The 11,340-nt window shown below is 71.6% G+C and carries 9 protein-coding genes; 3 read left to right on the top strand and 6 right to left on the bottom strand.

All coding sequences use genetic code 11. The annotated features are described in order from the left end of the window. Positions 1-202 precede the first annotated feature (202 nt). Together ABZ877_RS39445 and ABZ877_RS39440 are read right to left on the bottom strand one after the other, a co-directional pair. Entirely contained in the window at positions 203-1,543 is a 1,341-nt protein-coding gene (locus ABZ877_RS39445) for an MFS transporter (RefSeq protein WP_361081468.1), read from the bottom strand. A gap of 55 nt (positions 1,544-1,598) precedes the next feature. After that, entirely contained in the window at positions 1,599-2,036 is a 438-nt protein-coding gene (locus ABZ877_RS39440) for a MarR family transcriptional regulator (RefSeq protein ID WP_361081465.1), read from the bottom strand. Between the two features lie 155 nt (positions 2,037-2,191). Here ABZ877_RS39440 and ABZ877_RS39435 point away from each other — a divergent pair, with 155 nt between their 5' ends. Beyond that, positions 2,192-2,374, top strand: a complete 183-nt coding sequence (locus ABZ877_RS39435) for a ribbon-helix-helix protein, CopG family (RefSeq protein WP_361081462.1) — start codon at positions 2,192-2,194, stop codon at positions 2,372-2,374. Positions 2,375-2,410: 36 nt separating this feature from the next. Here ABZ877_RS39435 and ABZ877_RS39430 read toward each other — a convergent pair whose 3' ends face one another. Beyond that, on the bottom strand, positions 2,411-3,859 hold the full coding sequence (locus ABZ877_RS39430) for an NCS2 family permease (RefSeq protein ID WP_361081459.1): 1,449 nt from the start codon (positions 3,857-3,859) through the stop codon (positions 2,411-2,413). Between the two features lie 271 nt (positions 3,860-4,130). Here ABZ877_RS39430 and ABZ877_RS39425 point away from each other — a divergent pair, with 271 nt between their 5' ends. Then, positions 4,131-4,400, top strand: a complete 270-nt coding sequence (locus tag ABZ877_RS39425) for a DUF2530 domain-containing protein (protein ID WP_361081456.1) — start codon at positions 4,131-4,133, stop codon at positions 4,398-4,400. 40 nt (positions 4,401-4,440) lie between these two features. After that, positions 4,441-6,840, top strand: a complete 2,400-nt coding sequence (locus ABZ877_RS39420; protein WP_361081453.1) for an HAD-IC family P-type ATPase — start codon at positions 4,441-4,443, stop codon at positions 6,838-6,840. A gap of 12 nt (positions 6,841-6,852) precedes the next feature. On the opposite strand, the gene ABZ877_RS39415 is transcribed toward ABZ877_RS39420, so the two are convergent. The 3 genes from ABZ877_RS39415 to ABZ877_RS39405 all read right to left on the bottom strand — a co-directional run. Then, positions 6,853-7,806 carry a hypothetical protein gene (locus ABZ877_RS39415; protein WP_361081450.1) on the bottom strand — a complete coding sequence of 318 codons (954 nt, stop codon included), beginning with the start codon at positions 7,804-7,806 and terminating at the stop codon, positions 6,853-6,855. Positions 7,807-7,979: 173 nt separating this feature from the next. Next, the gene (locus tag ABZ877_RS39410) at positions 7,980-11,102 is read right to left on the bottom strand and encodes a molecular chaperone Hsp90 (RefSeq protein ID WP_361081447.1); all 3,123 of its coding nucleotides are present in this window, start codon (positions 11,100-11,102) and stop codon (positions 7,980-7,982) included. 41 nt (positions 11,103-11,143) lie between these two features. Beyond that, positions 11,144-11,340, bottom strand: a 197-nt coding sequence (locus tag ABZ877_RS39405; RefSeq protein ID WP_361081471.1) for a hypothetical protein, incomplete at its 5' end; no start/stop codon positions are given.

Below are 11,340 nucleotides of genomic sequence, written 5' to 3'. Positions count from 1 at the left end.
CGTCTTCGGGTGCGGCCTTCGTCGTGGTTGCTCGCGCAGTTCCCCGCGCCCCTGAGATGCGCACTGCGTGCGCCATCTCAGCGCCCCTGGGGCTGCGGCGAAGCCGCATGCTCCAGGGGCGCGGGGAACTGCGCGAGAAGCCCCACCGGCCGGGAGACCGGGAACGACCCCCGCCCGCAACGGCGCGACCCGGCGACCGGCCCTAAGCCACCGCGGCCAGCTCCCGCGGCACGAACTGCACATGCCGCTCCCCGCGCCGCAGATCGACCTTGAGCCGCAGATTCGCGGCGCGGGCCAGCATGAGCCCGACCCCGACCGCCGCGACGCCGCAGATGACGCCGCCCAGCATGAGACTGACCCGGACCCCGTACTGGTCGGCGAGCCAGCCGAAGAGGGGGCCGCCGAGCGGGGTGCCGCCGGTGAAGACCATCATGAACAGGGACATGACGCGCCCGCGCATCTCGGGGTCGGTGCCCATCTGGACCGTGGAGTTCGCCGTCACGTTGACGGTGAGGCCGAGGATGCCGAGCAGCACGATGAGCGGGGCGAACGCCCAGACGCCCGGCGCCCACGCGGCCAGGACCTCCAGGGCGCCGAAGCCGATCGCGGCGCCGACCAGGACCCGCAGGCGGGTGGAGCGGCGGCGGGCCGCGAGCAGGGCGCCGGCGAGGGAGCCGACCGCCATCAGCGTGTTGAACATGCCGTACTGGCCGACGCCGCCGTGGAAGACGTCGTCCGCGTAGGCGCTGAGCCAGATCGGGAAGTTGAAGCCGAAGGTGCCGACGAATCCGACGAGCACGATCGGCCAGATCAGCTCTGGGTGCGCGGACACGTACCGCAGGCCCTCGCGGAGCTGCCCCTTGCCGCGCGGGGTCCGCTTGGTCTCGTGCAGTTCGCGGGTGCGCATCAGCGCGAGGCCGGTGAGCGGTGCGAGGAAGGACAGGCCGTTGGCGAGGAACGCCCAGCCGGGGCCGACGGCGGCGGTCAGCGCGGAGGCGACGGCGGGGCCGATGAGCCGCGCGGACTGGAAGTTCGCGGAGTTGAGGGAGACGGCGTTGCGGACCTGGTCGGGGCCGACCATCTCGGAGACGAAGGACTGCCGGGTCGGGTTGTCGACGACGGTGACGAGGCCGGTGAAGAACGCGGCGGCGTAGACGTGCCAGACCTGCACGTTCCCGGAGAGCGTGAGCGCGGCCAGGAAGAGGCCGGACAGGCTCATCGCGCCCTGCGTGCAGAAGAGCAGGCTCCGCTTGGCGAACCGGTCGGCGATCACGCCGCCGTACAGACCGAAGAGGAGCATGGGGAGGAACTGCATCGCCGTGGTGATGCCGACGGCGGCGGAGGAGCCCGTGAGGGACAGGACCAGCCAGTCCTGGGTGATGCGGGCCATCCAGGTGCCGGTGTTGGAGATGACGGCCCCGGTCGCGAACAGGCGGTAGTTGCGCACCTTGAGGCTCGCGAACATCGAGGTCTTGCGGGGGCGGGCGGTGGAGTCGTGGGTGGTCGGTGCGGGTGCGGAGTCTGCTCCGGGTCCCGTACTCAAAGTGGGTTCGCCTCCTCGGCGGTTGTCGTGCTGGGTGCCTTCTCGGCGACGTTCTCTAAAGGTGTGCCAGCTTCTCCAGGACGGGCGCGGCCGCGCGCAGCTTGGCCCACTCGTCCTCGTCGAGCCCGGCGGCGAGGTCGGCCAGCCACGCGTTCCGCTTGCGGCGGGACTCGGCGAGCATGGTCTCGGCCCGCTCGGTCGAGGTGACGACCTTCTGCCTGCGGTCCTCGGGGTGCGGTTCGAGCGCGACGAGGCCCTTGGCCTCGAGGAGCGCGACGATGCGGGTCATCGACGGCGGCTGCACGTGTTCCTTGCGGGCCAGTTCGCCCGGGGTGGCGGAGCCGCAGCTCGCGAGGGTGCCGAGCACCGACATCTCGGTGGGGCTCAGCGATTCGTCGACCCGCTGGTGCTTGAGGCGACGGGACAGGCGCATCACGGCGGAGCGCAGGGAGTTCACGGCGGCTACGTCATCGCCATGGGAGAGGTCCGGCATGTTCGTTAGCATAACTCATTACTGTGTCTAACGACTACCGGTTGAGGCGTGAGAGGCCCGTGATACGCGCCACCACCGGCCTACATCACCCGTACGAGTGAGACGGCGGCAAAAAGTGACCCACCGGGCGTGTCGGGGCCGCGACCCTGTTCCGTATGGGATCGACAGTGCTCAGCCTGCGGATAGACGGTGAGCTGCTCGACCGGCTCAAGGGGCATGCCGCGAAAAGGGGAATGAGCGTCCAGGACTACGTGGCCCGGACGCTCATTCGAGACGACTTCGACGAACGCTTCAAATCGGCGGTCGAGAAGACGGAGAGGTTCTACGGGGCGGCCTGACGCACGGCCGCCGCCCCGGCACGACGGATCGGCGGCTCAGGTCAGGCCGAGCGCCGGCATCAGGTAGTAGAAGGCGAAGACGGCCGAGACCGCGTACATGGCGACCGGCACCTCCTTGGCGCGGCCCGCGACGACGCGCAGCACGGTGAAGGTGATGAAGCCCATGCCGATGCCGTTCGTGATCGAGTACGTGAACGGCATCATCAGCATCGTCACGAACGCCGGGATCGCGATGGTGTAGTCGCTCCAGTCGATCGCGCGGATGCCACCGGACAGGATCAGGAAGCCGACCGCGAGCAGCGCGGGGGTGGCCGCCTGGGACGGGACCATGGTGGCGATCGGCGTGAGGAACAGCGCGACCGCGAAGAGGCCGCCGGTGATCACGTTGGCGAAGCCGGTGCGCGCGCCCTCGCCGACGCCCGCCGTGGACTCCACGAAGCAGGTGGTGGCGGAGGCCGAGGAGGCGCCGCCCGCGGCGACGGCGATGCCGTCGATGAAGAGGACCTTGTTCATGCCGGGCATCTGGCCGCGCTCGTCGGTCAGGTGCGCCTCGTCGCTGATGCCCATGATCGTGCCCATCGCGTCGAAGAAGCACGAGAGCAGCACGGTGAAGACGAAGAGGATGCCGGTCAGGATGCCGACCTTGTGGAAGCCGCCGAAGAGGCTGACGTCGCCGACGAGGCCGAAGTCGGGCGTGGAGATCGGGTTGCCGGGCCACTTCGGGGAGGTCAGGCCCCAGGAGGGGATGTCGGCGACGGCTTCGACGATCACCGCGACGACGGTCATGACGACGATGGAGATCAGGATCGCGCCCGGCACCTTGCGCACGAGGAGCGCGAGGGTGAGCAGCACGCCGAGTACGAAGATCAGCACGGGCCAGCCGTTGAGGTGGCCGTCGGCGCCGAGCTGGAGCGGCACGGTGGTCTGCGCGACGTCCGGCATCCGGGAGACGAAGCCGGAGTCCACGAGGCCGATCAGCATGATGAAGAGGCCGATGCCGATGGCGATGCCCTTGCGCAGGCCGAGCGGCACGGCGTTCATGACGCGCTCGCGCAGACCGGTGGCGACGAGGAGCATGACGACGAAGCCCGCGAGGACGACCATGCCCATCGCGTCCGGCCACGACATGCGCGGCGCGAGCTGGAGGGCGACGACGGTGTTGACGCCGAGGCCCGCGGCGAGCGCGATCGGCACGTTGCCGATGACACCCATGAGCAGCGTGGTGAACGCGGCGGTCAGCGCGGTCGCGGTGACGAGCTGGCCGTTGTCGAGCTGGTGCCCGTACATGTCCTTCGCGCTGCCGAGGATGATCGGGTTCAGCACGATGATGTAGGCCATCGCGAAGAAGGTGGCGAAGCCGCCACGGACCTCACGGCCGACCGTCGAGCCGCGCTCGGAGATCTTGAAGTACCGGTCGAAGCCGTTCTTCGGCGCCGACGGCGGCTGTTCGTGGGCATCGACCGGGGCGGTGGCCGAAGTGGACATGGGAGACCTCAGCGGTATTTCGGAGCGGTGCCATCGAAGCGACGGTGCTTCTGCGGGCGGGAACGTGATCGAGTCTGATCCTCGCGTGACCGCCAACCGGTTTCCCCGATGTTCCGTTGGCGTTTCGTACGAACAGAAGTGGCCAGACTCAGGCGGTTTCAGTATGAACATATAAGGCCGAAATCGCTATCTCCGCGCGTAGACCCAAGCGGCGCCCGGGCGGGGAGGGGTTGGAGAGGGGCTCGGGCCCCCGCCCTCGTAAGCTAGGGCCATGGCGAAGTGGACCCCGCAGCACGAGGCACCGGAACCCCTGGAGGGTCCCGTGGTCGCCACCATCACCGGCGGCACGATCCTGTGGTTCGTCCTCTTCCTCGTACAGCTCCCGTTCTACGGCTGGTTCGACGACCACGGGCACACCTGGTGGGTGTGGACCTGCCTGGCCGGCGGCGGCCTCGGCCTCATCGGCATCTGGTACGTGCGCAAGCGCGACGCGGCGATCAAGAGGGCTGCCGCGGAAGGGACTGCCGCAGAAGCGGCGTAAAGCCGCGCATCGCCGCGAAATCGCCCGTACTGTCGAACGCATGACGCACATCGACGCGGGCGCCGAACTGGACCCGGTGCACCCGGTACCCGCCCCGGGACGGGCGAAGGGGCTCACCGGTGAGGAGGTCGCGGAGCGCGTCGCCCGCGGCGAGGTCAACGACGTCCCCGTACGCAGCTCACGCTCGCTCACCGAGATCGTCCGGGCCAACGTCTTCACCCGGTTCAACGCCCTCATCGGCGTCCTCTGGCTGATCATGCTGTTCGTCGCGCCGATCCAGGACAGCCTCTTCGGCTTCGTGATCATCGCCAACACCGGCATCGGCATCGTCCAGGAATGGCGCGCGAAGAAGACCCTGGACTCCCTCGCCGTGGTCGGCGAGTCCCGGCCCAAGGCCCGGCGCGACGGGGCCTCCACCGAGATCGCCACCTCCGACATCGTCCTCGGCGACCTCATCGAGATCGGCCCCGGCGACAAGATCGTCGTGGACGGCGCCTGCGCCGAGGCCGACGGCCTGGAGATCGACGAGTCCCTGCTCACCGGCGAGGCCGACCCCGTCGTGAAGCGGCCCGGCGACACCGTCATGTCGGGGTCGTTCGTCGTCGCGGGCGGCGGCGCGTTCACCGCGACGAAGGTCGGACGCGAGGCGTACGCGGCGCAGCTCGCCGAGGAGGCCAGCCGGTTCACCCTCGTCCACTCCGAGCTGCGCTCCGGCATCTCCACGATCCTCAAGTACGTCCAGTGGATGATGATCCCCACCGCGATCGGCCTGGTCGTCAGCCAGCTGTTCGTCAAGGAGCACGGCTTCAAGGACTCCGTCGCCCGCACGGTGGGCGGCATCGTCCCGATGGTCCCCGAGGGCCTGGTCCTGCTCACCTCGGTCGCCTTCGCGATCGGCGTCGTCCGCCTCGGCCGCCAGCAGTGCCTGGTGCAGGAACTCCCCGCGATCGAGGGCCTGGCCCGCGTCGACACCGTCTGCCTCGACAAGACGGGCACGCTCACCGAGGGCGGCATGGACGTCGCCGAGCTGCGCCCCCTGAACGGCGCCGACGAGACGTACGTACGCAAGGTCCTCGGCGCGCTCGGCGCCTCCGACCCGCGCCCCAACGCCTCCCTCCAGGCGGTCATCGACGCCTACCCGGAGACCGAGGATTGGCGCTGCGTCCACGCCCTCCCCTTCTCCTCCGCCCGCAAGTACAGCGGCGCCGCGTTCGCCGAGGACGACGGGGCGGAGAGCGCGTGGCTGCTCGGGGCGCCCGACGTCCTGCTCCCCGACGACCACCCGGCGCTCGCGGAGACCGACGACCTCAACCAGCAGGGCCTACGCGTCCTGCTCCTGGCCCGCGTGCACGGCGATCTGGAGGACCCGGAGATCACACGAGGCGCCGAGCCCGCCGCCCTCGTCGTCCTGGAACAACGCCTGCGCCCCGACGCCGCCGACACCCTGCGCTACTTCGCCGAGCAGGACGTACGAGCCAAGGTCGTCTCCGGCGACAACGCGGTCTCCGTCGGCGCGGTGGCGGGCAAGCTCGGCCTGGACGGCGCGGAGAACACCGTCGACGCCCGTACCCTGCCCGCGGACCACGCCGAGATGGCGGACGCGCTGGACGCGGGCACGGTGTTCGGACGGGTCACCCCGCAGCAGAAGCGGGACATGGTGGGCGCGCTCCAGTCGAAGGGCCACACGGTGGCGATGACCGGCGACGGCGTGAACGACGTCCTCGCCCTCAAGGACGCCGACATCGGCGTCTCCATGGGCTCCGGTTCCGAGGCGACGCGCGCGGTCGCCCAGATCGTGCTCCTGAACAACTCGTTCGCAACGCTGCCGTCCGTCGTCGCGGAGGGGCGGCGGGTCATCGGCAACATCACGCGGGTGGCGACGCTGTTCCTGGTGAAGACGGTCTACTCGGTGATCCTGGCGCTGCTGGTGGTCTGCTGCCAGGTGGAGTACCCGTTCCTGCCGCGGCACCTGACGCTGCTGTCCACCCTGACGATCGGCGTCCCCGCGTTCTTCCTCGCGCTGGCGCCCAACAAGGAGCGGGCCAGGCCGCACTTCGTGAAGCGGGTGATGCGGTACGCGATCCCGGGCGGCGTCGTCGCCGGGCTCGCCACGTTCGCGATGTACATGATCGCCCGGCACTTCTACACGGGCGGGGGCGCGCTCGACGCGGAGACCAGTTCGGCGACGCTGACGCTGTTCCTGATCTCGATGTGGGTGCTCGCGATCATCGCCCGGCCTTACACGTGGTGGCGGGTGTGCCTCGTGGCGGCGATGGGGATCGGGTTCCTGCTGGTCCTGGCCGTGCCGTGGTTGCAGGACTTCTTCGCGCTGAAGCTGGTGGGGACCGCGATGCCGTGGACTGCCGTCGGCGTCGCGGTGGTGGCGGCGGCCGCCCTCGAACTCCTGTGGAGGTGGGTCGGCCGCCGCTTCCCGGTGTGACCCGGGGTCAGGTCAGCGGACGTCGATGAAGTCGCTGGCCGAGGTGGCCGCCGGGGTGGTGGAGGTACCGGCGAACTTGTAGCGGTAGTAGCCGTCCGCGGACGCCTTGACCGTGGTCTTCAGGTTGCCCCTGGAGTCCGAGGTGATGGTCTTGACGTTCGAGTAGGTGCTCGACGTCTTCTTGCGGTACTGGAGCGTCACCTTCTGCTTGGTGTAGCCCGCGTACTTGTTGGTGTCCCAGTTGGCGCGGACGAGCGAGCCGGTGACCGTGAGGGTCTTGCCCTTCTTGATGGGCTCCGGGGCGGCGTTCGTGGTCAGCTTGGAGTAACGCTGGAAGGCGGCCTTCTTGGCGACGTTGAACTGCTCGGCGATGCCGACCTTGCTCCAGTTGACGTTGTCACTCTCGAGGTCCTGGCCGTTGGGCGCGATGGCAAGCCCCTCGACGTTCCACTTGGCGCCCGCGTCGCTGTTCATCAGATCGAGCTTCGGGTCGAAGGCCAGCGTGGTCGTGCAGTCGGCCACGCCGACCGAGACATCCTTGCAGTGCGAGATGCCGGTGCCGAGGAAGTTGCCGTCCGAGCCGTCGGCGGCGCTCCAGAAGAGGTTGATACCGAGCATGAAGTCGTCGGCCCAGATGCCCGGGTCCGTGCCGTACTTCACGGTGTAGGTGACGGGCACGCTGCCCTTGGCGGACGCGCCGGCGACGAGCGGCTTGCCCTTGTTGACCGAGACCTTCGAGAACTTCACGTCCAGGGCGTAGGCCTGGCCCGGGTCGTTCGCGAGGGCGCGGGCGGACTTCTTGGCCTCGCCCGACGGCGCGTGCTGCTGGGCCAGCTCGACGAGGGACTCCTTGGCGGTGCCCGCGCCGGACCAGGTGTCGTCCGCCTGCGCCGCCGGGACGGCGAGCGCGGTGAGGGCCAGGGCGCCGGAGACCGTCACGGCGGCCGCGGTGGCACGAATGCGCATGTGTTCCCCATGGTGGAGAAGGGGACCCGCGGTGCTTGCGCTGTCACGCGGGTCCCAAGTGGTCTAGGAGTCTGTTGACTCGTGAAATAGACCTGTCAACCCCACCCCTGGTTGCACGGACTTCGCTGGATCTTCACGTGATCTACATCTCATCACACGCTGTCACCGACGCCTCAGTCGAACCAGCGATCCCACGCCAACTCCTCCGTACGGGACGGGTCCTCAAGCAGCGCCGCCACCTCGAACCGCCGCGGCCACTGCCCCGCCGCCCAGGCGAGACCGGCCGCGACCCCCTCCAGGGTCGCCGCGTGGACCGTGCCGTCGGGGGCGCGCCGCCAGTCGACCTCGACCCCGGCGACGTACAGCTCCTCGTGCTCGACGTACGAGGCCGGGGTCGCGGGCCCGAGCAGCGTGCGCACGGAGTCGGGGACGGGGTGCTCGACGCCCTCCCCGCTCACCTCCGCCTCGACGGCCTCGCTCAGCCGCCGCACCTGGAACAGCTCGGCGAGGTGCGCGGCGCCGGCCGGGGCGACGGGCAGCAGCGCCCGCCCGGCGGCGAGCGGAAGCAGGTCGGGCGCGTCGGCGACGACGGCGTCGGCCGCGTCGACGACGACCACGGAACCGTCCCGCACGGCGCGCAGTTCGTCGGGCAGGGTCACCTGCTCCGGGTCGAGTTCGGCCAACTTGCCGTAGATGGCGTGCAATTGGGCGGCGCCCACCGGCCGCTCCTCGTCCGCGAGCCGGTCGAGGAGTTCGGCCGCGCCGCCCGGCTCGTCGAGCAGGGACGCGACGGAGGTCCGTACGCCCAGGGCGCGCAGCACCTGCTCGTCCTCGAAGCCGCGGGCGTCGGCGGCCTCGTACAGGCCGTCGAGGAGCGGGTCGGAGCCCTCGGCGCGCAGTCCGGCGGGGCGGCGCCCGTCGAGGACGGGGTGGCCGCGCAGCCACCAGGCGGTGTACGGGCGGACGAGTTCATGGGTGCCGTCGGGCAGCAGGACGCGGACGGGCTGGGTGAGGGCGTCGCGCAGGGGCGGCTGGGAGAGCAGGGCGAGCGCCTGCGGCCAGCGGTCCTCGTCGACGAGGTCGAGATCGCGTACGGCGACGAGTTCGGTGGCGACGGGCGGTACGGGCGTGTCGGGGAGCCGGTCGAGGACGTCCTCGCACCACACGTCGACGGCGTCGAGGAGACCGGCGTCGTCGGGCTCGGGGTAGTCGCTGTCGCGGGGTTCCAGCTCGTCCGGGTCGAGGACGACGTCGGTGGCGCGGACCAGTGCGAACGTGGCGAGGACCCCGCACGCGGCCAGCGGCTGCTCGCCGAACCGCCCGGCCAGCTCCTCGTCGACGTACGGCAGCTCGCCCTCGCGCAGGACGGAGGCGACGGGGCTGCCGGGGAGGACGAGTTCGGCGGCGGGGGCGAGGTCGCCGTGCTCGTCGGGGAGGGCGAGGGCGCCGAGCCAGGGTTCGTCGCCGACGTCGAGGTGGGCGTCGCGCACCAGAGTGAGCACGACGTCGGCCAGCTCGTCGACGCTCAGGGCGCCCTCGTCGTCCCAGGCGGGCTCGTCGTCCAAGGAGGCGGCGACGGCGGCGCGCAGCTGCGGGGTCGTGAGGACGGCGCGGGGCGTGGCGGGCAGCGCGCCCAGCTTCTCCAGGAGCGGGTGCGCGGCGTCCGGGTGGGCGACCTTGAGGCCGAGCCGGGCGAGCGCGTCACCGGGGACGGCGGACGCCTCGGCGGTGGGCAGCAGCACCTGGCGCGGGCCGATGACGGTGCGGCCCCCGGCGAGCGGCACGGGCAGCCCGCTGAGCCGGTCGGGGTCGACACCGGCGAGCGAGTCGTAGAGCCGCCGCCACCAGTCGGGCTCCTTCTCCAGGCCGGCGAGCCGGTCGACGGCCTCGGTCAGCGGTACGCGCGCGACGCCGACCGTCCGCAGCTCGGTACGGCGTTCGAGCCCGGCGGGCAGCAGGCTGGGCAGCACCTCGGCGAGGACGCGTACGGTGTCGGCGCCGACGCCCTCGACGACCTCGGCGTCCCGGGGCCGCAGCGCGACGGGCCGCTCGTCGTCGTCGGACCCGGGGGCGAGCGCGGGCGGCAGGAAGGCGGTGCGGGGCAGCCGCTCCAGGATCGCGGCGCGCAGGGCCCCGTCCAGCTCGCTCTTGCCGAGCGGCCCGGGGATCAGGTCGAGGATGCCGGTGCCGACCGGGGACCAGCCGCCGAGCAGCTCGGCGTAGGCGTCGGCGGCGCGCTCGGTGAGGAAGCCGGTCAGCGGGCCCGGGGCGACGTGGCGCCGGGCGGTGTCGAGCGGGAACGACCCGATGAGCAGCGCGGGCACGCCGATGGCCTCGTCGCTGGGGGTGGGGGCGTACAGCACGGGCTCGCTGACCGGCCGCGCCGGGGCGCCCTCGCCGTCGACGGGCACCGCCCAGGTGACGGACCAGTGCGGACGCAGCCGCTCCTCGACGGGCCGGTCGGCGAGCAGCGCGGGCGCGAGCGCGCCGGACCGGGTGACGGTGCGCCAGCGCAGGTCGGCGGGGTCACGGGCGTCGTCCGTGACGACGGTGTACGGGCCTTCGACGCGGCGGCGCAGGACACGCGTCCCCTCGCCGGTCGTGACGGTGACCTCGGCGAGCCCCGGCAGGGCAAGCAGCAGCGTGTCGTCGATCTCGTCCAGGAGCCGGGCGGCGAGCGCCTCCGCGGCCTCGTCCCGCAACGGCAGGACGACGACGGTGTCGTACGGCTCGGGCGCCTGCCCCTCCGCCGCGAACGGCAGCCGCAGCAGCGGTACGTGGCCGTCGCGGCGGCGCAGCTCGTCGCCGAGGGCGGGGCTGTGCAGCGCGGCGTCGGCGGCGGCGATGCGGGCCTCGCCGAGCGACCACCGCACGCCCCCGGTCCGCCCCAGGACGGCCGGCTCGTCGGTGACGGCGAGCACGGCGGCGAACCCGACGCCGAAGCGGCCCACGGCGCCCTCGGTGTCCTCCCGCTTCGCGGACGCCCGGAGCGTCGACAGCGACTCGACACCGGCCGCGTCCAGCGGGGCGCCCGTGTTCGCGGCGGCCAGGACTCCGTCGCGCAGGGTGAGGGCGAGGCGGCCCTCGGTCCTCGCGCGGGCGGCGGCGTCGGCGGCGTTCTGCGCCAGCTCGATCACCAGGCGGTCCCGGTAGCCGCCCAGGGCGAGGTCTTCCTCGGCGTTGGCGTCCTCCCGGAACCGGGCGGCGCTCGCGGCCCAGCCGTCCAGCACCCCGCGCCGCAAGTTGGCTGTGCCGAACGGGTCCGTGTGACCCGGCGCGATGTTGCTGACGCTCACCAGTGTCTCCTTCGGGGCGCTGTCATCGGTCGGCCCGCACGCTATCGCGGCCACCGCCCTGCCCCGTCCGCCGCCATTGCCGAGTGCGGCCTACGTCGTGGCTGGTCGCGCAGTTCCCCGCGCCCCTGGAGCATGCGGCTCCGCCGCAGCTCGTCCTCGGTGAGCAGGCCGGCCTTGTGCAGCACGCGCGCGTGGGCGCGGGAGCCCGCGATGTCGTACGGGGCGAGACGCCAGTCGA

Source organism: Streptomyces sp. NPDC046939 (genome assembly GCF_040644575.1).
Lineage (GTDB): Bacteria > Actinomycetota > Actinomycetes > Streptomycetales > Streptomycetaceae > Streptomyces.
This window is presented reverse-complemented; position numbering and strand designations above follow the sequence as displayed.

What these genes read in the sequence shown, in the direction of transcription:
- ABZ877_RS39440 (WP_361081465.1), bottom strand. Translation starts at nt 2,036, where the DNA reads ATGCCGGACCTCTCCCATGGCGATGACGTAGCCGCCGTGAACTCCCTG.
- ABZ877_RS39435 (WP_361081462.1), top strand. Translation starts at nt 2,192, where the DNA reads ATGGGATCGACAGTGCTCAGCCTGCGGATAGACGGTGAGCTGCTCGAC.
- ABZ877_RS39430 (WP_361081459.1), bottom strand. Translation starts at nt 3,859, where the DNA reads ATGTCCACTTCGGCCACCGCCCCGGTCGATGCCCACGAACAGCCGCCG.
- ABZ877_RS39425 (WP_361081456.1), top strand. Translation starts at nt 4,131, where the DNA reads ATGGCGAAGTGGACCCCGCAGCACGAGGCACCGGAACCCCTGGAGGGT.
- ABZ877_RS39420 (WP_361081453.1), top strand. Translation starts at nt 4,441, where the DNA reads ATGACGCACATCGACGCGGGCGCCGAACTGGACCCGGTGCACCCGGTA.
- ABZ877_RS39415 (WP_361081450.1), bottom strand. Translation starts at nt 7,806, where the DNA reads ATGCGCATTCGTGCCACCGCGGCCGCCGTGACGGTCTCCGGCGCCCTG.